Origin of the sequence: Streptomyces sp. NPDC093111 (genome assembly GCF_040683955.1) — a bacterium.
Taxonomy (GTDB): Bacteria; Actinomycetota; Actinomycetes; order Streptomycetales; family Streptomycetaceae; genus Streptomyces.
In genome coordinates this window covers 57,139-81,321 of record NZ_JBFBNW010000018.1, presented here as the reverse complement: position 1 = coordinate 81,321, position 24,183 = coordinate 57,139, and the positions used below count along the sequence as shown (strand labels likewise).

At 72.8% G+C, this 24,183-nt stretch carries 18 protein-coding genes; 6 read left to right on the top strand and 12 right to left on the bottom strand.

Annotated elements, in window-relative coordinates; translation table 11 throughout:
* Positions 1-51: 51 nt before the first annotated feature.
* The 5 genes from ilvC to AB0Q96_RS29125 all read right to left on the bottom strand — a co-directional run bounded on the left by ilvC (position 52) and on the right by AB0Q96_RS29125 (position 8,269).
* Positions 52-1,053, bottom strand: coding sequence for a ketol-acid reductoisomerase (gene ilvC, locus AB0Q96_RS29145; RefSeq protein ID WP_365330586.1), 1,002 nt, complete (start codon positions 1,051-1,053; stop codon positions 52-54).
* A 128-nt stretch (positions 1,054-1,181) separates the two neighbouring features.
* Entirely contained in the window at positions 1,182-1,709 is a 528-nt protein-coding gene (gene ilvN / locus AB0Q96_RS29140) for an acetolactate synthase small subunit (protein ID WP_046905405.1), read from the bottom strand.
* A 40-nt stretch (positions 1,710-1,749) separates the two neighbouring features.
* Positions 1,750-3,600, bottom strand: coding sequence for an acetolactate synthase large subunit (locus AB0Q96_RS29135; protein ID WP_365330584.1), 1,851 nt, complete (start codon positions 3,598-3,600; stop codon positions 1,750-1,752).
* Positions 3,601-3,841: 241 nt separating this feature from the next.
* Positions 3,842-6,601, bottom strand: coding sequence for an EAL domain-containing protein (locus AB0Q96_RS29130; protein WP_365330696.1), 2,760 nt, complete (start codon positions 6,599-6,601; stop codon positions 3,842-3,844).
* A gap of 705 nt (positions 6,602-7,306) precedes the next feature.
* Positions 7,307-8,269 (bottom strand): 2-hydroxyacid dehydrogenase, encoded by a 963-nt coding sequence (locus tag AB0Q96_RS29125; protein ID WP_365330582.1) that lies wholly within the window; start codon positions 8,267-8,269, stop codon positions 7,307-7,309.
* 75 nt (positions 8,270-8,344) lie between these two features.
* Between AB0Q96_RS29125 and AB0Q96_RS29120 the strand changes: the two genes are divergently transcribed.
* The 3 genes from AB0Q96_RS29120 (at position 8,345) to AB0Q96_RS29110 (ending at position 11,228) form a co-directional block, all read left to right on the top strand.
* Positions 8,345-9,349, top strand: a complete 1,005-nt coding sequence (locus AB0Q96_RS29120) for an aldo/keto reductase (protein WP_365330580.1) — start codon at positions 8,345-8,347, stop codon at positions 9,347-9,349.
* 513 nt (positions 9,350-9,862) lie between these two features.
* Entirely contained in the window at positions 9,863-10,942 is a 1,080-nt protein-coding gene (locus AB0Q96_RS29115) for a PQQ-dependent sugar dehydrogenase (protein ID WP_365330694.1), read from the top strand.
* 13 nt (positions 10,943-10,955) lie between these two features.
* Positions 10,956-11,228 carry a DUF6191 domain-containing protein gene (locus tag AB0Q96_RS29110; protein ID WP_365330578.1) on the top strand — a complete coding sequence of 91 codons (273 nt, stop codon included), beginning with the start codon at positions 10,956-10,958 and terminating at the stop codon, positions 11,226-11,228.
* On the opposite strand, the gene AB0Q96_RS29105 is transcribed toward AB0Q96_RS29110, so the two are convergent.
* The 5 genes from AB0Q96_RS29105 to AB0Q96_RS29085 form a co-directional block, all read right to left on the bottom strand.
* On the bottom strand, positions 11,225-14,287 hold the full coding sequence (locus AB0Q96_RS29105) for a BREX system ATP-binding domain-containing protein (RefSeq protein ID WP_365330576.1): 3,063 nt from the start codon (positions 14,285-14,287) through the stop codon (positions 11,225-11,227). The two genes, AB0Q96_RS29110 and AB0Q96_RS29105, sit on opposite strands and share 4 nt — an antisense overlap.
* Before the next feature lie 7 nt (positions 14,288-14,294).
* Complete coding sequence (locus tag AB0Q96_RS29100) at positions 14,295-14,471, bottom strand: hypothetical protein (protein WP_365330574.1); 177 nt, start codon at positions 14,469-14,471, stop codon at positions 14,295-14,297.
* 180 nt (positions 14,472-14,651) lie between these two features.
* Positions 14,652-15,209: a GNAT family protein gene (locus tag AB0Q96_RS29095; protein ID WP_365330572.1), complete on the bottom strand. Its 558-nt coding sequence runs from the start codon at positions 15,207-15,209 to the stop codon at positions 14,652-14,654.
* Positions 15,187-17,442: an MMPL family transporter gene (locus AB0Q96_RS29090; RefSeq protein ID WP_365330570.1), complete on the bottom strand. Its 2,256-nt coding sequence runs from the start codon at positions 17,440-17,442 to the stop codon at positions 15,187-15,189. The genes AB0Q96_RS29095 and AB0Q96_RS29090 overlap by 23 nt, the downstream gene beginning before the upstream one ends.
* A gap of 133 nt (positions 17,443-17,575) precedes the next feature.
* The gene (locus AB0Q96_RS29085; RefSeq protein ID WP_365330692.1) at positions 17,576-19,684 is read right to left on the bottom strand and encodes a phosphocholine-specific phospholipase C; all 2,109 of its coding nucleotides are present in this window, start codon (positions 19,682-19,684) and stop codon (positions 17,576-17,578) included.
* A gap of 247 nt (positions 19,685-19,931) precedes the next feature.
* Here AB0Q96_RS29085 and AB0Q96_RS29080 point away from each other — a divergent pair, with 247 nt between their 5' ends.
* A complete protein-coding gene (locus tag AB0Q96_RS29080; RefSeq protein WP_365330568.1) occupies positions 19,932-21,131 on the top strand; it encodes an acyltransferase in 1,200 nt (399 codons plus the stop codon).
* A gap of 7 nt (positions 21,132-21,138) precedes the next feature.
* Here the strand turns inward: AB0Q96_RS29080 and AB0Q96_RS29075 are convergent, their stop codons facing one another.
* Positions 21,139-22,548 (bottom strand): ricin-type beta-trefoil lectin domain protein, encoded by a 1,410-nt coding sequence (locus AB0Q96_RS29075; RefSeq protein WP_365330566.1) that lies wholly within the window; start codon positions 22,546-22,548, stop codon positions 21,139-21,141.
* A 60-nt stretch (positions 22,549-22,608) separates the two neighbouring features.
* Positions 22,609-22,995 (bottom strand): ATP-binding protein, encoded by a 387-nt coding sequence (locus AB0Q96_RS29070; protein ID WP_365330564.1) that lies wholly within the window; start codon positions 22,993-22,995, stop codon positions 22,609-22,611.
* 113 nt (positions 22,996-23,108) lie between these two features.
* Between AB0Q96_RS29070 and AB0Q96_RS29065 the strand changes: the two genes are divergently transcribed.
* Both AB0Q96_RS29065 and AB0Q96_RS29060 read left to right on the top strand, forming a co-directional pair.
* The gene (locus AB0Q96_RS29065) at positions 23,109-23,936 is read left to right on the top strand and encodes a Scr1 family TA system antitoxin-like transcriptional regulator (RefSeq protein WP_365330562.1); all 828 of its coding nucleotides are present in this window, start codon (positions 23,109-23,111) and stop codon (positions 23,934-23,936) included.
* The gene (locus tag AB0Q96_RS29060) at positions 23,933-24,178 is read left to right on the top strand and encodes a DUF397 domain-containing protein (protein ID WP_365330560.1); all 246 of its coding nucleotides are present in this window, start codon (positions 23,933-23,935) and stop codon (positions 24,176-24,178) included. The genes AB0Q96_RS29065 and AB0Q96_RS29060 overlap by 4 nt, the downstream gene beginning before the upstream one ends.
* Positions 24,179-24,183 lie beyond the last annotated feature (5 nt).

The following is a 24,183-nucleotide window of genomic DNA, read 5'->3' as shown; positions in this document are numbered from 1 at the left end:
CAACGATGTGGCACGGGGCCGGACACCCTGTCCGGCCCCGCACCGAGGGGCTTACGCCTCCTCGTCGTTCACCCAGCTCATGAGCTTCCGCAGCTCCTTGCCGGTGGTCTCCAGGAGGTGCTGCTCGTCCTGGGTCTTGTACTCGTTGTACTTCTTCAGGCCACCGTGGTACTCGTCCATCCAGTTCTTGGCGAAGGTGCCGTCCTGGATGTCCGTGAGGACCTTCTTCATCTCGGCCTTGGTGTCCGCGGTGATGATCCGCGGGCCGGTGATGTAGTCGCCCCACTCGGCGGTCTCGGAGACGGACCAGCGCATCTTCTCCAGGCCGCCCTCGTACATGAGGTCGACGATCAGCTTCAGCTCGTGGAGGCACTCGAAGTAGGCGATCTCCGGCTGGTAGCCGGCCTCGACCAGGGTCTCGAAGCCCGCCTTGACGAGCGCGGAGGCGCCACCGCAGAGGACGGCCTGCTCGCCGAAGAGGTCGGTCTCGGTCTCCTCGGTGAAGGTCGTCTTGATGACGCCGGCGCGGGTGCCGCCGATGGCCTTGGCGTAGGAGAGCGCCAGCGCGAAGGCGTTGCCCGTCGCGTCCTGCTCGACCGCGGCGATCGCGGGGACGCCGCGGCCCTCCTCGTACTGGCGGCGGACCAGGTGGCCCGGGCCCTTCGGGGCGACCAGGGCGACGTCCACGTTGGCCGGGGGCTTGATGAAGCCGAAGCGGACGTTGAAGCCGTGGGCGAAGAACAGCGCGTCGCCGTCCTTCAGGTTGTCCTTGATGGACTCCTCGTAGACCTGGGCCTGGATCGGGTCCGGGATGAGGATCATGATGACGTCGGCCTCGGCCGCGGCCTCGGCCGGGGTGACGACGCGCAGGCCCTGCTCCTCGGCCTTGGCCTTGGACTTGGAGCCCTCGTGCAGACCGACACGCACGTCGACACCCGAGTCACGGAGCGACAGCGCGTGGGCGTGGCCCTGGCTGCCGTACCCGATCACGGCGACCTTGCGGCCCTGGATGATGGACAGGTCGGCGTCGGCGTCGTAGAACAGCTCGGCCACTGGGTATCTCCTTGAGGTGCTGGTGTTGCGTCCCACCGTACGGCGGGGTGCGGGAGGAAGGATTTCGGGTCTCGCCAGGCGGACCGCCGGATGGACCGGCGGTCAGCGCCCGTTGACGTTCGGGAGTGTCACGCGCTGCGGTCGAGGGCCCGCAGGGACCGGTCCGTGATGGACCGGGCGCCACGCCCTATGGCGATGGTGCCGGACTGCACGAGCTCCTTGATGCCGAACTGCTCCAGCATCTTGAGCATCGCTTCCAGCTTGTCACTCGAACCGGTGGCCTCGATGGTGACCGCCTCCGGCGAGACGTCGACCGTCTTCGCGCGGAAGAGCTGGACGATCTCGACGATCTGGGAGCGGGTCTCGTTGTCGGCGCGGACCTTCACCAGGACGAGCTCGCGCTGGATCGCCGCGCTGGGCTCGAGTTCGACGATCTTCAGGACGTTGACCAGCTTGTTGAGCTGCTTGGTCACCTGCTCCAGGGGCAGGTCCTCGACATTGACCACGATGGTGATGCGGGAGATGTCGGGGTGCTCGGTGACACCGACGGCGAGCGAGTCGATGTTGAAGCCGCGGCGGGAGAACAGGGCGGCGATCCGGGCGAGGATGCCGGGCGTGTTCTCGACCAGGACGGAGAGCGTGTGCTTGGTGGACATGGTGTGGGTCTCTTCCCTTGGCTCTTCGGCTCTTCGCTCGTCAGTCGTCTTCGCCGTCGCCGAAGTCGGGGCGGACGCCCCGGGCGGCCATGACCTCGTCGTTGGAGGTTCCGGCGGCGACCATCGGCCAGACCTGCGCGTCCTCGTGGACGATGAAGTCGACCACGACCGGGCGGTCGTTGATGGCGTTGGCCTGCTCGATGACCTTGTCCAGGTCGGCAGGGTCCTCGCAGCGCAGCGCGACACAGCCCATGGCCTCGGACAGCTTGACGAAGTCCGGGATGCGGGTGCCCCGCGCCCCCGGGTTGACGTCGTCCGGGCCGGAGTGCAGGACCGTGTTGGAGTAGCGCTGGTTGTAGAACAGGGTCTGCCACTGACGGACCATGCCGAGGGCGCCGTTGTTGATGATGGCGACCTTGATCGGGATGTTGTTCAGCGCGCAGGTGACCAGTTCCTGGTTGGTCATCTGGAAGCAGCCGTCGCCGTCGATCGCCCAGACCGGACGGTCCGGCATGCCGGCCTTGGCGCCCATCGCGGCCGGGACCGCGTAGCCCATCGTCCCGGCGCCGCCGGAGTTCAGCCAGGTGGCCGGGCGCTCGTAGTTGATGAAGTGGGCGGCCCACATCTGGTGCTGGCCGACGCCGGCCGCGTAGATGGTGTCCGCGGGGGCGAGCTCGCCGATGCGCTGGATGACCTGCTGCGGCGAGAGGCTGCCGTCCTCCGGCAGCTCGTAGCCGAGCGGGTAGGTCTCGCGCCAGCGGTTGAGGTCGCTCCACCAGGCGGTGTAGTCGCCGCGGTGGCCCTCGCTGTGCTCGGCCTGGACGGCTTGGACCAGGTCGGCGATGACCTCGCGGGCGTCCCCGACGATCGGGACGTCGGCGATGCGGTTCTTGCCGATCTCGGCCGGGTCGATGTCGGCGTGGACGATCTTGGCGTACGGGGCGAAGCTGTCCAGCTTGCCGGTGACGCGGTCGTCGAAGCGGGCGCCGAGGGCGACGATCAGGTCGGCCTTCTGCAGCGCGGTGACGGCGGTGACCGCACCGTGCATGCCCGGCATGCCCACGTGCAGCGGGTGGCTGTCGGGGAACGCGCCCAGCGCCATCAGGGTGGTGGTGACCGGGGCGCCGGTGAGCTCCGCGAGGACCTTCAGCTCGGCGGTGGCGCCGGCCTTCAGGACGCCGCCGCCGACGTAGAGGACGGGGCGCTTGGCGCCGGTGATCAGCTTGGCGGCCTCGCGGATCTGCTTGGCGTGCGGCTTGGTCACCGGGCGGTAGCCGGGCAGGTCCGTGGTGGGCGGCCAGCTGAAGGTGGTCTTCGCCTGGAGCGCGTCCTTGGCGATGTCGACCAGGACCGGGCCCGGGCGGCCGGTGGAGGCGATGTGGAAGGCCTCGGCGATCGTCCGCGGGATGTCCTCGGCCTTGGTGACCAGGAAGTTGTGCTTGGTGATCGGCATCGTGATGCCGCAGATGTCCGCCTCCTGGAAGGCGTCCGTGCCGATCGCCTTGGAGGCGACCTGGCCGGTGATCGCGACCAGCGGGACGGAGTCCATGTGGGCGTCGGCGATCGGCGTGACCAGGTTGGTGGCACCCGGGCCCGAGGTCGCCATGCAGACGCCGACCCGGCCGGTGGCCTGCGCGTAGCCGGTGGCGGCGTGACCCGCGCCCTGCTCGTGCCGCACCAGGACGTGTCGCACCCGCTTCGAGTCCATCATCGGGTCGTACGCGGGGAGGATCGCTCCGCCCGGAATGCCGAAGACGGTGTCGGCGCCCACTTCCTCGAGAGAACGGATGAGGGACTGCGCACCCGTGACGTGCTCGACGGTGGTGGGCTGCGCGCCGTTACGGGGCCGCGGCTGCGGATGGTGCCCGGTGGCCTGCTCGGTCATCAGCATTCTCTTCTCGAAGCAGAGGGTTGGTGCGAGGTGGTGTGCGAGGCGTTTTGCGAGGGTTCGTTACGACTTCGGGGGGAGTCGGTGCAACAAAAAACCCCTCGTGCCGGGAGGCAAGCGAGGGGAGCGCGTCGGGTGCGTTTACAGGCGGGCCTTCTCTGGCCCTGCCTCAGCCGACGCGCTTTCCAAGTACGAGAATTCGGGTGCGCATGGCACTGACCCTCTCCCCGACGCACAGTCACTGTCAAGTAGGTGGGACGGGCGTCTCAGTATGTGAGCGGATCGAGGGGCGGTTTCCGACACTCACCGGGACGGGTCCGGGCAGCGGGTACTCGTCCCGCACCAGGGCCCTGCGCAGCCGGTACTCGTCCAGCGGGCCCGCGAAGGCCATGCCCTGACCATGGGTGCAGCCCATCGAGCGCAGGGCGAGCACCTGCTCGGGCACGTCCACCCCGTCGGCGACGGACTGCATGCCGAGGTCGCCGGCGATCCGCAGCAGCCCGCTGGTGATCTTGCGCAGCCTGGCCGATTCCACCACGCCTTCGACCAGGCCACGGTCCAGCTTCAGTATGTCGACGGGGAGGCGGCGCAGGGCGTTGATGGCGGCGTGTCCGCTGCCGAATCCGTCCAGGGCGATCTTCACGCCGAGGCGGCGCAGGGCGGCGAGGCGCTGTTCCAGCTCGTCGAAGTTGACCCGGGGGTCCCGGGGGTCGCTCTCGGCCAGCTCGATGACGAGGGAGCCGGAGGGCAGGCCGTGCCGGGTCAGCAGGGCCTCGATGGAGCCGAGCGGCAGCGAGCGGTCGAGCAGCCGGCGCGCGGAGAGCCGGATGGTGACGGGGGTGCGGTGCCCGATGCCGGCCCGTTCGGCGGCCTGCTCGACGGCCTCTTCGAGGAGCCAGCGGCCGAGCTCGGCGCTGCGCTCGCTGCCGTCGGAGACGCGCAGGAACTCGGCCGGGGTGAACAGGATGCCCTGGGCGGAGCGCCAGCGGGCCTGGGCGGCGACGGCGGTGATCCGGCCGGTGGCCAGGTCCACGACGGGCTGGTGCAGCAGCGCGAACTCGCCGTCGTGCAGGGCGGTGCGCAGCCGGGCGGCGAGCTCGGTGCGGCGGACCACCTCGGCCTGCATCTGCGGGGCGTAGAGCTCGACGCGGTTCTTGCCGGCGGCCTTGGCCCGGTACATGGCGAGGTCGGCGTTGCGCAGCAGGTCGCCGGCGCCGATGCCGGGCTCGGCGAAGGCGACGCCGATGGAGGCGGCGACCCGGACCTCGTTGGCGGCGTCGACGCGGTAGGGCTGGGAGAGGGTGAGGCGCAGCCGGTCGGCGATCTCGTGCACCTGGCACTCGCGGGCGGCGCGGTCCCGGTTGCCGTCGCCGAGGATGAGCGCGGCGAACTCGTCGCCGCCGAGCCGGGCGGCGGTGTCCCCGGCCCGTACGGAGTCCTGGAGGCGGCGGGCGGCCTGGACGAGGAGCTCGTCGCCGGCCTGGTGGCCGAGTCGGTCGTTGACGCCCTTGAAGCCGTCGAGGTCGATGAAGAGCACGGCGGTGCCGGGGTCGGAGGCGCGTCGGCCGCTGAGGGCGCCGCGGACCCGTTCGGTGAACAGCGCCCGGTTGGGCAGGTCGGTGAGCGGGTCGTGCTCGGCGTTGTGCCGGAGCTGGGCCTGGAGGCGGACGCGGTCGGTGACGTCCCGGCTGTTGAAGATCAGGCCGCCCTGGTGCCGGTTGACGGTGGACTCGACGTTGAGCCAGTCGCCGCGGCCGGAGCGGAAGCGGCACTCGATCCGGGTGGTGGGCTCCTCGGAGGGCGGTGCGGCGAGGAAGCGGCGCACTTCGTGGACGACGCCGCCGAGGTCCTCGGGGTGGATGAGGGAGGCGAGCTCGGAGCCGATCAGCTCCTCCGCCTCGCGGCCGTACACCCCGGCGGCGGCGGGGCTGACGTAGCGCAGTATCCCGGTGGGCGCGGCGATCATGATGACGTCGCTGGAGCCCTGCACGAGGGACCTGAAGTGGTTCTCCTTCTGGGCCAGTTCGTGGGTGAGGGCGATGTTGTCGAGCAGCATGATGCCCTGCCGCAGGACCAGGGCGAGCACGACCGTGCAGCCGGTGAGGACGACCACGCGGTCCACTCTGCGTCCCTCGACGACGTTGTACAGGATGCCGAGCGTGCAGACCGCCGCCGCGAGGTACGGCGTGAGGGCGGCGAGCGACCCGGCGAGGGGGCGGCTGTGCGGATGCCGGGCGCGGGCGGCGGGCGGGTCCATGGTGCGGCGGGCGCCCCAGGGCGCGTAGGCGAGCAGCAGGGACCCGGCGAACCAGCCGGCGTCGAGGATCTGGCCGGAGCTGTAGTGCTCGCGCAGCAGCGGCGAGGTGAACAGGGCGTCGCACAGCACGGTGAGCGCGAGGGCCGCGATGGCGGTGTTGATCGCCGAGCGGTTGATGTGGGAGCGGCGGAAGTGGAGGGCCAGCACCATGCTGACGAGGACGATGTCCAGGAGCGGGTAGGCGAGGGAGAGCGCGGCGCGGGCGACGCTCTCGCCCTCGGCGGCCTCGACGCGCGCGGTGTGCGCGAGGGCGAGGCTCCAGGAGAGGGTGAGCAGGGATCCGCCGATGAGCCAGGCGTCGAGCGCGAGGCAGACCCAGCCGGCCCGGGTCACGGGTTTCTTGGCGAGGACGAGCAGGCCGACGATGGCGGGCGGCGCGAAGAGCAGGAAGCTGAGGTCGGCCAGCGAGGGGGTGGGCACCTCGCGGTCGAGCACGACCTCGTACCAGCCCCAGACGCCGTTGCCGACGGAGGCCATGAAGGACGAGAAGGCGAAGAGGAGCCAGGCGGGGCGGAAGCTGCCGCGGTGGCCGCGGGCGTAGAGGAAGCAGGAGACGGCGGCGGCGAGGGCGGCGGCGCTCAGGCCGAAGTCGCCCATCACGAGCGCGAGTTCCTCGGAGCCCCAGCCGAGGGCGGCGCCGGTCCCGTATCCCCCGCAGACCAGGCCGAGCCCGATCTGGGTGAGCACTCCCCCGGCGCCGGGTCCCTGGCGGCCGGGTCCCGGGCCGGGCCGGCCGGCTCCGGACCGGAGGCCGGCCCCGCCGCCGACGGGCCGCTGCCGGACGAGCGTCCCGGGGGCGCTCACCGGGTCCTCCGGGCTGTCGCCGGGGTGCCCGTGGGCCCCGGGAGCGCACAGGCCGTCGGCCTGCTCGTCGGGGCGTGGCACGGCGTGGCCGCAGGAGGCCGCGGGGTCCTCGGCGCAGGGGGAGGCGGGGACCCGGCCGGGTCCCTCACCGGTGTCCGGCGCGCGGTCGCCGCCTTGCGGCGGGGCCGGGTCGCCGCCCGTGCGGGGCACGGGGACGGCGGGGGTGCCGGAGGTGTCGGGGGTACCGGAGGCGCCGGCGCCGGCCCGGCCGTCCCCGGCGCGAGCGTCCCCGCCGGGGCCGGTCGTGGCGGGCCGGCCGGGGCCCGGCTGGTCCGGCAGGGCGGCTGTGGGGCACGGGTGGACCGTCGGCCCCGCCGCGTCGGATCGTCGCTCGCTCGGCCGTGCTCCACCCGTCACCCCCCTCGGAATCTGATGACCCGTCACTTCGCTCCCCAGCGTCCGCCCGTTCTCGACGCAGTCCCCCGCTCCGGGACGATACACCAGGAATGTCACTCAGGGACAGGGTCGCAGTACTCTCCGTGACGACCTTGGGGGGCTTGCGTCCGGCGCGCTCCGGGGGCGCGCGTCTCAGGTGGTCAGGACCTGGTTCGCGAGCTCCTCCCCGGCCGCGAACCGGGTGAGCTGCGCGGCCAGCAGGCGCTTCGCGCGCGGCATGAACGCCGAGGTGGAGCCGCCGACATGGGGGCTGATCAGGATGCCGGGGGCGTGCCACAGCGGGTGCCCGGCGGGCAGCGGCTCGGGGTCGGTGACGTCGAGCGCCGCGGTGATCCGGCCGCTCTCGGCCTCCTTCAGGAGGGCGGCGGTGTCCACCACGGGGCCGCGGGCCACGTTGACCAGCAGCGCTCCGTCCTTCATCCGGGCGAGGAAGCCGGCGTCGGCGAGGTGCCGGGTGGCCGGGGTGAGGGGGGTGGAGAGCACGACGACGTCGGCCTCGGGCAGCAGCGCGGGCAGTTCGGTCATCGGATGCACAGGCCCGCGCTCGGTGGCACGTGCGGAGCGCGCGACGCGCACGACCCGCGCACATTCGAAGGGGGCGAGGCGGTCCTCGATGGCGGCGCCGATCGAACCGTATCCGACGATCAGCACCGACTTGTCGGCGAGCGCCGGGTAGAAACCGGCCCGCCACTCCTCCGCGTCCTGGCCGCGGACGAAGCCGGGGATGCCGCGCAGCGAGGCCAGGATCAGGGCGAGGGTGAGCTCGGCGGTGCTGGCCTCGTGGACGCCCTTGGCGTTGCACAGCCGGACGCCGGGGGGCAGCCGGTCGAGGCCGGGGGTCACGTGGTCGATGCCGGCGGAGAGCGTCTGCACGGCGCGGACCGAGGTCATCCCGGCGAGCGGGCGCACCGCGATCTCCTCGCCCTTCATGTACGGGACGACGTAGAAGGCGCAGTGCGCGGGATCGGCCGGGAATTCCGGCCCGCCGTCCCAGAAACGGTAGTTCGGGCCCGACGCGCCCGGCGCGGGAAGTCCCGCGATCTCGTCCACGGGAATCGGAAGCCACACGTCAGCGGCGGTGTCATCGAACGTCATGACCGGGAGGCTATGCGATGAATCCCGCGCGCGATTGGTTACTTTGGGGGGTGGCAGAGGGAGGGGTACCGGCAGGTGGAGCGCAGGACGATCGGGGCGGCGGCGCTCGATGTGGGTGCGGTGGGCCTCGGATGCATGCCGATGCACTGGGCGTACAGCGCTTCGCAGCGGCGGGGTGACCACTCGCTGCGGACGGTGCACGCGGCGCTGGACGCCGGGACCAGTCTGCTCGACACCGCCGACATGTACGGGCCGTTCACCAACGAGCTCCTGTTGGGGCGGGTGTTGAAGGAGCGCCGGGCGGACGTCTTCGTGTCGACGAAGGTCGGGCTGCTCGTCGGCGGCGACCAGCACGTGGTGGCCAACGGGCGTCCCGGGTACGTGCGCAGGGCCTGTGACGCCTCGCTGCGGCGGCTCCAGACCGATGTCATCGACCTGTACCAGCTCCAGCGGGCCGACCCGGAGGTGCCGGTCGAGGAGACCTGGGGCGCCATGGCCGAGCTGGTACGGGCGGGCAAGGTGCGGGCGCTCGGCCTGTGCGCGGTGGGCGCGCGGGCGACCCGGCGGGGCCGGGCGTCCGGCGGCTATGAGGGAACGATCCGGCAGCTGGAGCGGATCCAGCAGGTCTTCCCCGTCGCGACGGTCGAGGCCGAACTCTCGGTGTGGGCCCCGGAGGCCCTGGAGCGGCTGCTGCCCTGGTGCGTGGCGCGGGGCATGGGCTTCCTCGCCGCGATGCCGCTGGGCAGCGGCTACCTGACCGGCACGCTGACGCCGGGCGGCGGCTTCGAGGAGGACGACCTGCGGGCCCGGCACCCCCGCTTCACCGCCGAGATGATGGCCGCCAACCAGCCACTGATCGCCGGACTCCGCCGGGTCGCCGCCCGGCACGGCGCCGCCGTCACCCCGGCCCAGGTGGCCCTGGCCTGGGTCCTGGGCCGTGGCCGGCACGTGGTGCCGGTCCCGGGCACCAAGCACGAACGCTGGGCCGTGGAGAACGCGCGGGCGGCGGAGCTGGTCCTGGACGAGGCCGACCTGGCGGAGATCGCCGCGCTGCCGGCGGCGCGGGGGTCGTGGGACTGACACGGGGCGGCCTGCGGCCGGAAGCCAGGGCCCGTCGGGCCCCGCGTCCGGCGCCGGCGAGACCACCGGCACAGCCGACGGCGCGGGGGCGCGGGCTGACCCGGGCGGGGTGCGGCCGGAAACCGGGGCCCATCGGGCACCCGTCCGGCGCCGGCGAGAGCACCGGCACGGCCGACGGCCCGGGGGTCGCGGGCTGACCCGGGCCGGGTGCGGCCGGAAACCGGGCCCCATCGGGCACCCGTCCGGCGCCGGCGAGACCACCGGCACAGCCGACGGCGCGGGGGCGCGGGCTGACCCGGGCGGGGTGCGGCCGGAAACCGGGGCCCATCGGGCCCCGCGCCCGGCGCCGCCGGCGGCCCGCGGTCGTGGGACTGACACACCCGGCGCTGTCCCGGTCCGCGGCGGGCCCCCGAGGTGTATCAAGTGGGGAGCCGTCGCCGGAAGGGACCGGGAGCATGGGACGAGATCGAGGTCGGGGCGTCGTGGGGGGGCGCGGCGGGGGCCGTCGTGCTGTTGCTGGCCGCCGGGTGCTCGGGGTCGGGCGGGGACGCGGGGCGGACGGCCGCGCCGCCCTCCTCCGTCGCCCCGCCCGCCGCGTCCTCGTCGGCGCCCGCCGCCCCGGGGGCGCCGCGCGTCGCGGGGGTGCTCGCCGAGGGCCTGCGGTCGCCGTGGGGGCTCGCCGAGCTGCCCGGTGGTGACCTGCTCGTCTCCTCGCGCGACGAGCGGACCGTCACCCGGGTCGACGCCCGGACCGGCCGGAAGACCCCGCTGGGCGTGGTGCCCGGGGTGGTGCCGGGCGGTGAGGGCGGGCTGCTCGGTCTCGCCGTGCGGGACGGGTGGGTGTACGCGTACCTGACCTCGGCGACGGACAACCGGATCGTCCGCATGCGGTACGGGGGCGGGCCGGGCGACCGGCTCGGCGCGCCCGAGCCGGTGCTCACCGGCATCCCCAAGGGGGTGATCCACAACGGTGGGCGGATCGGGTTCGGGCCGGACGGGATGCTGTACGCCGGGACCGGCGAGACCGGGCGGACCGGGCTCGCCCAGGACCGGGGCTCGCTCGGCGGGAAGATCCTGCGGATGACCCCGGAGGGCCGCCCGGCGCCGGGCAACCCCTTCCCGGGCTCCGTCGTCTACTCGTACGGGCACCGGAACGTACAGGGCCTGGCCTGGGACCCGGCGGGGCGGCTGTGGGCGTCCGAGTTCGGGCAGGACACCTGGGACGAGCTGAACCTGGTCGAGCCGGGCCGCAACTACGGCTGGCCCGTGGTGGAGGGCCGCGCGGGCCGGGCCGGGTACACGGACCCGGTCGCCCAGTGGCGGACCGCGGACGCCTCGCCCAGCGGGATCGCGTACGCGCGGGGGGCGGTCTGGATGGCCGGACTGCGGGGCGAGAGACTGTGGCGCATCCCGCTCTCCGGAGCGGAACGTTCCGGGGAGCCGGAGGCGTTCCTGACGGGTGAGTACGGGCGGCTGCGCACGGTCCTGGCGACCGCGGGCGGCACCCGGCTCTGGCTCGTGACCAGTGAGACCGACACCCGGGGCACTCCCGGGCCCGGTGACGACAAGATCCTCCGGCTGGAGGTCGGGTAGGAAGGCGAGGCGGATGTTCAACCTGATGGAAGAGCTGTTCGCGCCGGGCCGCAAGCACACCGACGACGAACGGCAGCGGCTCGCCCTGACCAGGGAGGACATGGGCGACGGGGATCCCCACAGGGGTCCGATAGACCTCACCTCCGGCAAGGTCGTGATGCGCCTGCCCGGCGCCGCCGGGGAGCCCGCGTCCCCCTCGGCGGAGGACCGGGAGACGGGCGACCGGGAGACCGGCGGCCGCGAGACCGACGACCGCGAGGCCGGCGGCCGGGGCGCGGTCTCCTAGCCGGTCGGCTCCAGGAGGCGCAGGCGGTGGGCGAGCGCGGCGGCCTCGCCGCGGCCCGCGACGCCCAGTTTGCCGAGGATGTTGGAGACGTGGACGCTCGCCGTCTTCGGTGAGATGAACAGCTCCTCGGCGATCTGCCGGTTGGTCCGCCCCTCGGCGACCAGTCGCAGCACGTCCTGCTCGCGCGGTGTGAGCCCGAAGGCGTCCGCGGCCTCCTCCTCCGGCTGCGCCGGGCCGCCGGCCCCCTCGGGGGCGTGCAGCGGGAGGCGGGCGCGGGCGGCGAGCAGCTCGACGTCCTCGCGCAGCGGATGCGCCCCGAGGCGTACGGCGGTGGCGTGGGCCTCGCGCATCAGGGCGGCGGCCTCCTCGCGCCGGCCGCCCTCGGCGAGCAGCGCGTCGGCGAGCCGGTACCGGGCCCGGGCCAGCTCGTGCGGGCGGTCCAGCTCCGTGAAGGCGGCGACGACCTCGGCCCAGCGCTCGGCGGTGTCCCGGCCCTCGGCGCGGGCCAGCTCGGCGGAGACCTGGAGCCCGTAGGCCTGCCAGACGGGAGCCTGGGCGGCCAGCGAGCGGACGCAGCGGCGGATCGCGTCCAGGGCGGCGGCCCGGCCCTCGGCGGCGGCCGGCAGTCCGCGGGCGTCGGCCTCGGCCGTGACGGCGGCGAGGACCAGCGGCCAGCCGTAGCGGTGGGTGCCGGCCGGGAAGCCGGCCCCGGCCAGCGCGGCGAGCTCCGCGCGGACGTCGGCGAGGCGGCCCTCGGCGGCGGCGACGGTGGTCGCCACGTGCTTCATGGGCAGCGTGTACTGCGGGATCGGGTCGCGGGTGCCGTAGCGGGCGGCGGCCTCGGCGAGGCGGGCGGCGGCCACGGCCGGTTCGCCGCGCCCGACGGCGAGGTGGGCGAGCTGGAGCAGGGCGGTGCCGCCCGGCTTGGAGGCGGCCCCGGTGCGCAGCAGCAGTTCGCACTCCTCCTGGACGCGGTCCCACTCGCCGAGCGCGAGGAGGGACTCGGCGAGGTTGGCGCGGACCCAGCCGGCGCTGTCGACCAGGCCGTGGGAGCGGGCCATGGCGATCCCGGTGGTGGCGACGTCGACGGCCTCGCGGGAGCGGCCGAGTCCCTCCAGGGCGGAGGAGATGTTGACGGCGGCGCGGGATGCCTCGTGGAACTGGCCGAGCTTCAGGGTCCGTTCGCCGACCTCGCGCATCTCGGCGAGCCCGTCCTCGATGTCGCCGGCGGAGACCATGATGGTGCCGAGGGTGAGCCGGGCGGCGAGCTCGGTCCCCTCGGCCTTGACCAGGCGGGCGTACTCGACGGCCCGTTCGGCGGCGGCGAGCGCGTCGGCGCCCGGGTTGCGGAGCATGCCCCAGCCGGCGGCGAAGGCGAGCACCACGGCGTGGACGGCGGACGGCGGCAGGCCGCGGACGAGTTCCTGGGCGCGGGCGATCTCGTCCCAGCCGTCGCCGCGGGCCAGGTTGGACTGGAGCCGGGCGCGCTCGACCCAGAACCAGGCGGCGCGCAGGGGGTCGTCGTCCTCGGCGTTGTCGAGCAGCCGGTGGGCCATCTTGCCGATCTTCAGGGCCCGTTCGCGTTCGCCGCAGAGGCGGGCGGCGACGGCGGCCTCGGCGAGCAGGTCGAGGTAGCTCAGCGGGGTGTCGGGGTCGCAGCCGCAGGAGGGGTACGCCTCGGCGTAGTCCATGGGGCGCAGGCCGCGGCGGATGTCGGCGGGGGCGTCGTCCCAGAGCTCCATGGCGCGTTCGAGGAGCCGCAGTTGCTCGGCGTAGGCGTAGCGCTTGCGGGTCTCGACGGAGGCGCGCAGGACGGCCGGCAGGGCGCGGGCGGCGTCGTGGGCGTGGTACCAGTACGTGGCGAGGCGGTTGGCCCGGGCGTCGGCGCGGACGAGGCCGGGGGCCTCCTCCAGGGCTTCGGCGTAGCGCCGGTTGAGCCGGGAGCGCTCGCCGGGGAGCAGGTCGTCGCTGACTGCCTCGCGGACGAGGGAGTGCCGGAAGCGGTAGCCGTCGCCGTCGGGCGCGGCGTGCAGGATGTTGGCGCCGACGGCGGCGCGCAGGGCCTCGATGAGCTCGTCCTCGGCGAGCCGGGCGACGGCGGCGAGCAGGTCGAACTCGACGGTGGAGCCGCCCTCGGCGACGACGCGGACGACGCGCTGGGCGTCGTCGGGCAGGGCCTCGACGCGGACCAGGAGGAGGTCGCGGAGGGACTCGCTGAGGGAGCCGAGGGCGGTGCCGCACTCGTGGGAGGCGATGAGCTCCTCGACGAAGAAGGCGTTGCCGTCGGAGCGTTCGAAGACCTCGTCGAGGACGACGGGGCTGGGCTCGGCGGCGAGGATGCCGGTGAGCTGGCGGTGCACCTCCGTGCGGGTGAAGCGGGCCAGTTCGATGCGGCGGACGGAGCGCAGCCGGTCCAGTTCGGCGAGGAGGGGGCGCAGCGGGTGGCGGCGGTGGATGTCGTCGGCGCGGTAGGTGGCGACGACCACGATGCGGCCGCGGTGCAGGGTGCGGAAGAGGTAGGCGAGCAGGTGCCGGGTGGAGGCGTCGGCCCAGTGCAGGTCCTCCAGGACGAGGACGACGGTGCGGTCGGCGGCGATGCGTTCCAGGAGCCGTACGGTCAGCTCGAAGAGGCGGGCGGTGGAGTCCTCGGCGGCCGGCTCGTGGTGGGTGACGTCGCCGAACTCCGGGAGGAGGCGGGCGAGTTCGCCCTCGTGCCCGTCGGCGGCGGCGGCCAGCTCCTCGGGGAGGCGCCGGTGCAGCGCGCGCAGGGCGGTGGAGAAGGGGGCGAAGGGCAGTCCGTCGGCGCCGATCTCGACGCAGCCGCCGACGGCGACGACGGCGCCCTGGGTGCGGGCGACGGCGGTGAACTCCTCGATGAGGCGGGTCTTTCCGACCCCGGCCTCACCCCCGACGAGCAGGGCCTGGGGCTCTCCCGCTGTCGCGCGGGAGAGCGCCTCGGTGAGGGCGGTGAGTTCGCCGGCCCGGCCGACGAACACGGGGCTCACTGACTTGGTCTCCACGGCGCCGAGCATCGCACAGACATCCGTGATCGCACCCATAAGGGGGTCACGCGGCCCGGGCGAAGCGGTGCTGGGCGGCGGCGCTCACCTGCCCCTCGGGTTCCTGCTTCCGGGTCCAGCGGCGGCCCTTGCCGGCGCGGGCGGCCTCGTGGGCCAGGCGCTCGGCGGCGGCCTCGCGGAGGAGCTCGGCGTGGCGGAGGGTGTGGAGTTCGTACGTGAACATGGCGTGCTCCCTGGCTTCTCGGTTTCGGTATCGCTCCTTGCGATGCCTCTACTTTCGTCGGCCAGGGGGTGCTGCCACATCGGGCGAGTGCCGCATGTTCGGTGTACGGGGGTCCTTAGGCGGCGCCTCAGGGTCCTTAGGGATCCCGGGGGCACCGCCTGGGCACGGGTCCCGCGGCCCCTAGGCGGCCTTGGCCGCCCGCCATTCGTGGGCCAGGACGGACCACACCTCCATGTCGGCGCGCTTGCCGCGGTAGGGGTAGCTCTCGCGCATGACGCCGTCGCGGCTCATGCCGAGGCGGCGGGCCACGGCGATGCTGGGGCTGTTCTCGGAGGAGACGTGCCACTCGACGCGGTGGATGCCGCGCCGCTCGATCGCCCAGTCGACGATGGCCCGGCAGGCGCGGGTGACCAGGCCCCGGCCCGCGTACCCGGGCTCGACCCAGCAGCCGGCCTCGGCCGTTCCGCTCTCGGTGTCGAAGATCCGGAACATGACGCCGCCGACCAGCGCGCCGTCGACGCGGATGCCGTAGAGCCGGCCGGTGTCGCGGGCGGTCTTGTCGGCGTATGCCTGGAGGAAGGTGCGGGCCGCGTCGAGGTCGCCCACGGCGTCGGCCAGGCCGACGTGGGCGCCGATGAACTCCCGGCCCCGCTCCATGTGGGCGAAGAACTCCTCGGCCTGCCACGGCTCCAGCGGGGTCAGCTCCGCACCGTCGTCACCCAGCGATATCGCGAACATCGTCCTTCTCCCCGGCCTGCGGAACGGTCACTCGTTGCGAGGGGATCTTCGCACGGCCGGCGTCGCCGTCCCGCGCGTCCGCCGCCGCCCGGCACTCCGGGGGCTCGATGCTGATCCGGGGCAGCCGGCGGTCCAGCCAGCGGGGCAGCCACCAGTTCGCGCCGCCGAGCATGTGCATGAGGGCGGGGACGAGGAGGGTGCGCAGGACGAAGGCGTCGAGGGCGACGGCGGCGGCGAGCGCGATGCCGAACATGGCGATCACGCGGTCGCCGGAGAGCACGAAGGCGAGGAAGACGGAGATCATGATGACCGCCGCGGAGTTGATCACGCGGCTGGTCTCGGCGAGGCCGACCCGGACCGCCCGGCGGTTGTCGCCGGTCTCCAGCCACTCCTCGTACATCCGGCTGACCAGGAAGACCTGGTAGTCCATGGAGAGCCCGAAGAGGACGGAGACCATGATCACGGGGAGGAAGGGCTCGATCGGTCCGGCGCTGCCGAGGCCGAGGAGTTCGGTGCCCCAGCCCCACTGGAAGATCGCGACGACGATGCCGAAGGCGGAGGCGACGGCGGCGACGTTCATCGCGGCGGCCTTGAGCGGGATGCCGATCGACCGGAAGGCGAGCAGCAGCAGGACGCAGCCGAGGGCGATGACGACGCCGACGAAGAGCGGCAGCTTGCCGACGATGATGTCGGCGAAGTCGTCGTACGAGGCGGTGACGCCGCCGACGTGGACCTGGAGCGAGGTGCCGTCGGAGGCGCTCGGCAGGACGTCGTCGCGGAGCCGGTCGACGAGTTCGCTGGTGGCCTTCGACTGGGGCGAGGACTCGGGCACGACGGTGAGGACGGCGGTGTCGCCGCTGCCGTTGTACGTGACCGGGGAGACCGAGGCGACGCCCTTGGTGTGCGCGAGCGTGGCGGGCAGCTCGTTCATGGCCACCTTGGCGTCGGCGCCGTCGAGCGAGGCGACGAGGGTCAGCGGCCCGTTGACGCCGGGCCCGAAGCCTTCGGCGAGGAGGTCGTAGGCCTGCCGGGTGGTGGCGGTGGCGGGGTTGTTGCCCTGGTCGGAGGTGCCGAGGTGGAGCGAGAAGGTCGGCAGCGCGAGCACCAGCATGACGACGGCGGCGACGGCGCCGAGCAGCTTGGGGTGGCGTTCGACGAAGGAGGACCAGCGGGCGGCGAAGCCGGTGGGCAGCTCGGGCTGGGGGCCGTGTTCGGCGAGCCGGCGGCGTTCCCTGCGGCTGAGGGCGCGCATCCCGATGAGGGAGAGCAGCGCGGGCAGCAGGGTGACGGAGGCGGCGACCGTGAGCACCACGGTCAGGGAGGCGGCGATGGCGACGCCGTTGAGGAAGCTGAGCCGCAGGATGAGCATGCCGAGCAGGGCGATGCAGACGGTGGCGCCCGCGAAGACGACGGCGCGGCCGGTGGTGGCGACGGCGATCCGTGCGGCCTCGGGCACGGGCAGGCCGCGTTTGAGGCCCTTGCGGTGCCGGGTGACGATGAACAGCGCGTAGTCGATGCCGACGCCGAGGCCGATGAGCATGCCGAGCATCGGGGCGAAGTCGGCGACCGTCATGACGTGCCCGAGGAGCACGATGCCGGAGTAGGCGGTGCCCACGCTGACCAGGGCGGTCGCGATGGGAAGCACGGAGGCGGCGAGCGAGCCGAAGGCGACGAAGAGGACGACGGCGGCGACGAGCACGCCGACGGCCTCGGCGATGTGTCCGCCGGGGGCCTCGGTGAGGGCGACGGCGCTGCCGCCGAGCGCGACCCGGACGTCGTCGGTGGCGGCGGCCCTGGCGGTGTCGACGAGGGCCTTGGCCTCGCTCTTGGGGATGTCGTCGGCCTGCGCGTCGAAGGTGACGGTGGCGTAGGCGGTGCGCCCGTCCTCGCTGATCTGTCCCTGGGCGGGGCCGTACGGGGAGGCGACGGAGGCGATGCCGGGGAGCTCGGCGACCCGGTCGAGCATGGCGGTCATCCGCTGCTCGACGCCGGCGGCGCGGACGCTGCCGCGGTCGGTGTGCCAGACGATGGTGTCGGTGTCGCCGCCGGCGCCGTGGAAGCCCTGTTCGAGCAGGGCGGTGGCCCGGCCGGACTCGGTGCCGGGGACCTCGTAGTCGTTGGAGTAGGCGTTGCCGGCGATCGCCGCTCCGGTCACCGTCCCGCCGAGGGCGAGGAGCCAGAGGAGAACGGCGACGAGGCGGTGCTTGATGCACCACCGTGCGATGGCTGCCAACGGACGCGCTCCCTGGGTGGATCGGTACTGGCCCCACTGTTACAGCCAAAAGTGATCGTTTGACCGTTTCGTGGCGATCCTCACAGGTGCCCCCGAGGGGTCGGGACGCAGGTCCCGACCCCGGTGGGACGAGCTACCCCGAGACGCTGGGCCGTCCGTTCTCGATGTGGCCCATCAGGCGCCGTCGGAAGCCGTCGGGGCCGGTCACCTCGACGTCGTACCAGCCCTCGGCGTCGGCGGCGGAGTGCACGACGGTACGGGTCCGGCCGGGCTTGACGGTGACGGTGCGGGTCCAGCGGCCGTGGCCGCGGAGGTCCTCGGCGTCCACGTACCCGAGCGGCCGGACGGTGAAGGAGACCGGGGCGGCGGAGTCGTTGCGGACGGTGAGGTGCAGGTCGCGGTCGTGGTGGTCGACGCGCGAGGCGAGCTGGGCGCGCCCGGCGGCGGGGCCCTCGAACTCGCGGCGGAAGCCGTTGGGGCCGGTGACCGTGAAGCGGTACCGCTCCCCGGTGAGCGGGACCGCCCACTGCGCGGTGCCCTGGACGTCCCGGTGCTGCGGGACGGCGAACTCGCCCGCGTACGGGTAGAGCGCGAAGTGCGCGCTCGCCCGGCCGGTGTTGCGCAGCGCGACGGTGACGGTGCCCTCGCGCACCGTGGCCGAGGCGTCCGGCTGGTACGGCAGCGGGCGGGCCGGGCGGGTGCCGGGCTCCTGGACGGGCATGGCCTGCACCGCCGGCGGCTGGGGGCGCCAGCGGCCGGTGAAGGGCGGGACGGGCCCGGGCTGCTCGACGGGCGGCTGCCTGCGGGTGCGCTTGAAGTCGAAGGCGGAGGTGAGGTCGCCGGTGACGGTCCGGCGCCAGGGGGTGATGTTGGGCTCCCGCACCCCGGTCAGCTGTTCCAGGAAGCGGATCACGGAGGTGTGGTCGAAGGTCTCGGAGCAGACGAAGCCGCCGACCGACCACGGGGAGACCACCAGCAGCGGGACCCGGATGCCGAGGCCGGTGGGCTGGCCCTTCCAGCGCTCGGCGTCGCCGGCGGGGTCGTCGGCGGCGGGGACGGGCGGCGGCACGTGGTCGAAGAAGCCGTCGTTCTCGTCGTAGTTGATCAGCACCACGGTGTGGCGCCAGACCTCGGGGTGCGCGCCGAGCGCGTCGAGGACCTTGTAGACGAGGGAGGCCGAGGCGACCGGCGAGGAGGCGCCGGGGTGCTCGGAGTCGACCGCGGAGGGCACCAGGTAGGAGACCTCGGGGAGCGTCCCGGCGGCGACGTCGGCGCGGAAGGCGTCGGCGAGGGTGCCGGACTCGACCCGGCGCAGGCCGCGCTCGAAGAGGGAGCGCTCGGCGTCGGTGAGGGTCGCCACGCCCTCCTCCAGGAGTCCGAGCAGCCTGGCCCGCTCGGCGAGGTCGTCGGTGTCGCGGACGGCGGCGTAGAAGGACTCCATGAAGGTGTGGCCGCCGGTGCCCGCGAGCGCCTTGCGGGCGATCTTCTTGAAGCTGGTGAAGAACTCGATGTTGTTGTCGGTGAAGTTCTCCCACTCGGTGTACGTCTTCCAGCTGCGCCCGGCGGCTTCGAGCCGCTCGGCGTAGGTGGACCAGCCGTAGCCGGGGTGGGTGCCCTCCGCGTAGGCCGCGTTGGTGACGGCGCGGCTGCCGTCGGCCTCGTGGCCGGTCCAGCCGGACCAGAGGTGGTTGCGGTTGGGGCTGGTGGAGGTGTGGATCGAGGAGTGGTAGGCGTCGCAGACGGTGAAGGTGTCGGCGAGCTCGTAGTGCAGCGGGATGTCCCGCCGGTCGTAGTACGCCATGGTGGCCGCGGTCTTGGCCGAAACCCAACCGTCCATCCACCCCCCGTGCCAGGCCTTCCCGCCGCCGCCCCAGGAGTGGTCGAGGTCGCCGATGTACTGGAGGTCCTTCTTCTGCGTCTCGGCGGCGCCCCGGACGGGGAACGGCAGCACGGTCCGTCCGGCCGTGGCGGGCTGCTCGAAGACGGGCCTGCCGGAGGGCAGTTCAATGGCATTGCGGTCGCCGAATCCGCGGACGCCGCGCAGGGTGCCGAAGTAGTGATCGAAGGAACGGTTCTCCTGCATCAGGATCACCACGTGCCGCACCGCCGAAAGCCCCCCGGCCGGAGGCTCGGCAGCCATCGCGGCCTGCAACGACGGCGGCAGCAGCGATCCCGCGGCGGCGACGCCGAGAGCACCGCCACCCAGCGCGAGAAGCCTCCTGCGGGACAGCTCCCGGTTCATCTCCGTGGACAAGACCGACCTCCGAGTCGAGGACCTGACGCCCAATGGTTCCTCGTCGAGCCATTGGGTGGTACGGCGAGGACGGTAGTGAGACCGGATGACGGAGAGAAGACCCGACGAGGACACGGGGGTGAACGTCCAACGGAACAGCTCGCGAGTCCAAGCGATTTTCGGCCACTCACGGCACGCGGACAACCATCGAGCGGGGTCACGGGTCGTACGGGGGCAACCGATCGGTGAGGAACACATGAACGCCACTCGAATGACGGAACGACCCGCGATCCCGGACGAACAGGCCCCGGTGGCACCCGGCTCCGCGCACCCCGCCGAGCCGCCCGCCCCGGCCCCGGCCGGGCGGCCGCGGCTCGCCGTGGTCGACGGGCTGCGCCTGGTCGCGGCGCTCACCGTCGCCGCCTTCCACTTCCTCGGCACGCCGAAGCTGGGCACCTGGGGCGAGTCGCCGAAGGTCTTCGCGTACCTCGTGCACCGGGCCGCCATGTACGGCTGGCTCGGCGTCGAGATGTTCTTCCTCATCAGCGGGTTCGTCATCTGCATGAGCGCCTGGGGCCGCACCCCGGGCGAGTTCGCCGTCTCGCGGATCTCCCGCCTGTTCCCGGCGTACTGGTTCGTGCTGCTGCTGATCGCCGTACGGGTCGCGCTGATCCCCCTGCCGACCGAGGACCCGGGGACCGCGCTCCACCCCCGGGCGCTCGTGGCGAACCTGACGATGTTCCCGGGACCGCTCCACTCCGACCTGCTCAACGGCGTCGCCTGGACCCTCGACGTGGAGGCCCGCTTCTACCTGCTCATGGTCCTCGTGCTGCGGTTCGGCGCCACGTACCAGCGGATGCTGGGCTTCTGCACCGTGTGGCTGGTCGCCGCCTTCGTCACCCACTCCCAGCGGCTCACCCTGCTCGACCAGTTCGTCCTGAGCACCTACGCGGGCCTCTTCGTCGCCGGGATCGTGCTCTACCTGATGTGCCGCTTCGGGCAGAACGCGATGCTGTGGACCGTGATGGGCCTCGCCTGGGCCTACCAGCTCAGCGTGCTCCAGATCCGGGTGAACTGGCACCTCGCCACGTCCGGCACCGAGAACACGGTCTCCTGGACGCTGAGCGCCCTGCTCCTCACCGCGTTCCTCGGCGTGCTGATGCTGGCCACGCTCGGCCCGCTGCGGCACGTGCGGCACCGCCGGCTGATCACCGCCGGCGCGCTCACGTACCCGTTCTACCTGCTGCACGTGAGCATCGGCATCCCCTTCGCCAAGGGCCTCACCCACCATGTCCCGGCCCTCGGCCACTGGGGCACCCTGGCCGTCACCACCGGCTCCGTGCTGCTGCTCTCCTACGGCATCCACCGCTGGATCGAGCGCCCGGCGGGCCGCCTCATGAGACGCGGGCTCCGCCGCGGGCTGAGGCCCGCGGAGAAGCCCGCGTTCGTGCGCTGAGCAGGTGTCAGGAGCGCTGCCACCGCTGGTTCGGCGCGCCGTTGCCGTACCACAGCGCGACCGAGCTGCCGGGGGCGGTGGCCTCACCCGAGACGTCCAGGTTGAAGCCGTTCATCTGGTTGGTCACCGTGCCGTCGGCGTTGAGGTTCCACTTCTGGTTGTCGCCGCCGTTGCAGTACCAGATGATCAGTGCGCGGGTGCCGTGGTCCGCGTCCAGGCACATGTTCCCGTAGACGCGCAGCTCCTTCTCGGGGGTGTACGCCCACTGCTGGTTGGGCGAGCCGGCGGTGCACCACCAGACGATCAGCGAGCTGCCGGCCTCCTTCGAGGCGCCGGGCACGTCCAGGCAGTGGCCGGAACCGACGCCGCGCAGCACGCCGTTCTGGACGGACGGGCGGCCGGTGCCGAACCAGGCCCAGGCGAGCCGGTCGGCGGCGGACTGGTTGGTGGTGCGCAGGGTGAGGTCCGTACCGGTGCCCTGGAGCTCGGTGAGGCTGTACCAGTCGCCGTTGCGCAGACCGGGCCAGTAGACCGAGCCCATGCCGAGCTCGCGCAGGGTGTCGGTGTCGCCCTGGAGGTACGCGATCTCGTTCGAGCCGTTGACCGGGCCGTTGTAGTCGAGGCCGCTCGCCAGGTTGGAGCCGAACTCGGTCAGGACCGTACGGGAGGCGCAGCCGCCGACCTTGGTGCGCAGGTCGGCCGCCCACTGGGCGCGGTCGGTCCAGTCGCCGTGCCAGAAGCCGTAGTGGTGCAGCGAGAGGTGGGTGCCGGCGAGGCGGGAGTCGGCGCAGACCGGGCGCACGTCCTCGCTGTAGCCGGAGCCGCCGACGAAGACGCGCTCGCGCGCGATGTTCTGGCCGTGGTCGGTCAGCCAGCGCGCGGCCACGTCGGTCCACTGCGCGGCCGAGTAGCCGAACGGCTCGTTCATCGGCTCGAAGTAGACCTGACGGGAGTCGCCGTACTTGGCGATGATCGTCGACCACATGGCGTCGTACGACGCCTGGTTGTCGATCCGCCCGTCCTTCGTCTCCGGGGCCTCCCAGTAGCCGAGCAGGACCTTGGCGCCCTTGTGCACGGCGGCGTCGATGGCCCCCGTGTACGACTGCCAGTACGGGCCGTTGACGGTGGCCGGGTTGACGGGCAGCCGGACCGTGTTGACCCCGAACTTGCTCTGGAACTGGCCGACGATCGCCGCGGACTTGGCGTAGGTGGTCGGGAAGTCGTCGGTCTTCGACAGACCCGACAGGACCAGCTCGTCGCTCGCGTAGTTGTCCCGCGGGTCGGCCCAGTTGACCCCCTGGAACTGGCCGCTGTCGGTGGCCGCGGCGGCCTCCGACGCGAGCGGACCGGCCTGCAGGCCTATCAGTGACAGACAACCCGTGGCCACGAGTGCCAGGGCTCTGCGGGCAGTGGACATGCTTCCCCCGTGAGTTCGCTGTGAAGATCTTTTGTCGATCGTATCCACATCCGGCGGCGCTCACCCGAACTCGCACCAGACGATCTTGCCGGGGTTCCGCTCCCCCACCCCCCAGCGGTCCGCGAGCGCCTCGACGAGCAGCAGCCCGCGCCCGGACTCGCCCTCGGGGGTACGGACGGCCGGGGTGCCGTCGCCGCTGTCGTGGACCTCGATCCGGAGCGGGCCGGGGCGCTCCAGGAAGAGGTGGAGCCGGTAGCCGCGGCCGGGCGGGACGCCGTGGCGGAGGGCGTTGGTGGCGAGCTCGCTGACGCACACCAGTACGTCGTCCGCGCGGGCGTCCAGGCCCCAGTCGGCCAGGGCCTTGCGGGTGAAGTCACGGGCGAGGGGGACGGAACGGCGTTCGCGGCGGTAGAAGACCTCGCGGAACAGGGGGATCTGGTCGTTCATGGCGATCACGGTGGCGCCTCGCGCCCCACGCGCCCCAGGGGCGGAAGCCGTACAAATTCTTTGTACGGGTCCGGAATGCGTCGCGTACGCACGGCGTGGGGAAGGCACGGCTCATGGCAGGCACCACGAACTCCAGGAAGAAGGTCCCCTCATGGGAAGTGGTCGGCGCCTTGGTGGCGCTTTACCGGAAGCGGGCGGGCCTGACCCAGCCGCAGTTGGCCACGCAGGCGTGCGTGGGGCTGGAGACGCTGGGCTCGATCGAGCAGGGGCGGCGGGCGCTGCGGCTGGGGCTCGCGGGTGAGCTGGACGGCATTCTGAACACCGGCGGCGCGTTGGCGGTGGCCGTCGGGAAGGCACCGAAGAAGGAGCGGTATCCGGCGTTCGTGCAGGAGTTCATCGAGCTGGAGGCGCAGGCGCTGAGCCTGAGCTCGTACGAGAACGGTGTGGTCCCGGGGCTGCTCCAGACACCTGAGTACGCCCGCGCGGTCTTCGACTGCCTGTATCCGCCGATCACCGCGCAGGAGGCGGAGGACCGGATGCTCGACCGGCTGGACCGCCAGCGAGTCTTCGAGCAGAAGCCGTGGCCGCCGATGATGTCCTTCTTGCTGGACGAGTCGCTCCTGGAGCGGGCCATCGGCGGGCGCGAGGTGCTGCGCGGCCAGATCCTCCATCTGCGCGAGATGGCCGAACTCCCTTTCCTCGGACTTCAGATCATCCCGAAGACGCGTATGAAGCACGCCGGACTTGACGGGCCTATGGTGCTCATCGAAACCCCCGCCCACGAACACGTCGCCTACATCGAAGGCCAGCGGGTGAGCTTCCTCATCGACGATCCCGACGAGGTCGGCATCCTCCAGGCCAAATATGGAATGCTGCGATCACAGGCCCTGACGCCCGAAGACACGATGGGTCTGCTGGATCGTCTGGCAGGAGAGACATGAGCGCAGCAGCACTTTCGTGGTTCAAGTCCAGCTACAGCGGCAGCGAGGGCGGCAACTGCCTCGAAGTCGCCTACGACTGGCGCAAGTCGAGCTACAGCGGCGATGAGGGCGGCAACTGCGTCGAGGTGGCCGCCCACCCCGCCGCCGTGCACGTCCGGGACTCCAAGCAGGGCGGCACCGGTCCCGTCTTCACCGTCTCCCCCGCCGCCTGGTCGGGCTTCCTCGCCGAGGTCGGCGCCTAACCGGC

Bases quoted from the DNA above. Each gene is read 5' to 3' on its own strand.
- AB0Q96_RS29135 (WP_365330584.1), bottom strand. From the start codon at position 3,600: ATGCTGATGACCGAGCAGGCCACCGGGCACCATCCGCAGCCGCGGCCC.
- AB0Q96_RS29075 (WP_365330566.1), bottom strand. From the start codon at position 22,548: ATGTCCACTGCCCGCAGAGCCCTGGCACTCGTGGCCACGGGTTGTCTG.
- AB0Q96_RS29125 (WP_365330582.1), bottom strand. From the start codon at position 8,269: ATGACGTTCGATGACACCGCCGCTGACGTGTGGCTTCCGATTCCCGTG.
- AB0Q96_RS29095 (WP_365330572.1), bottom strand. From the start codon at position 15,209: ATGTTCGCGATATCGCTGGGTGACGACGGTGCGGAGCTGACCCCGCTG.
- AB0Q96_RS29070 (WP_365330564.1), bottom strand. From the start codon at position 22,995: ATGAACGACCAGATCCCCCTGTTCCGCGAGGTCTTCTACCGCCGCGAA.
- AB0Q96_RS29085 (WP_365330692.1), bottom strand. From the start codon at position 19,684: ATGAACCGGGAGCTGTCCCGCAGGAGGCTTCTCGCGCTGGGTGGCGGT.
- AB0Q96_RS29080 (WP_365330568.1), top strand. From the start codon at position 19,932: ATGAACGCCACTCGAATGACGGAACGACCCGCGATCCCGGACGAACAG.
- AB0Q96_RS29065 (WP_365330562.1), top strand. From the start codon at position 23,109: ATGGCAGGCACCACGAACTCCAGGAAGAAGGTCCCCTCATGGGAAGTG.
- AB0Q96_RS29060 (WP_365330560.1), top strand. From the start codon at position 23,933: ATGAGCGCAGCAGCACTTTCGTGGTTCAAGTCCAGCTACAGCGGCAGC.
- AB0Q96_RS29100 (WP_365330574.1), bottom strand. From the start codon at position 14,471: ATGTTCACGTACGAACTCCACACCCTCCGCCACGCCGAGCTCCTCCGC.
- AB0Q96_RS29105 (WP_365330576.1), bottom strand. From the start codon at position 14,287: ATGGGTGCGATCACGGATGTCTGTGCGATGCTCGGCGCCGTGGAGACC.
- AB0Q96_RS29110 (WP_365330578.1), top strand. From the start codon at position 10,956: ATGTTCAACCTGATGGAAGAGCTGTTCGCGCCGGGCCGCAAGCACACC.
- ilvN (WP_046905405.1), bottom strand. From the start codon at position 1,709: ATGTCCACCAAGCACACGCTCTCCGTCCTGGTCGAGAACACGCCCGGC.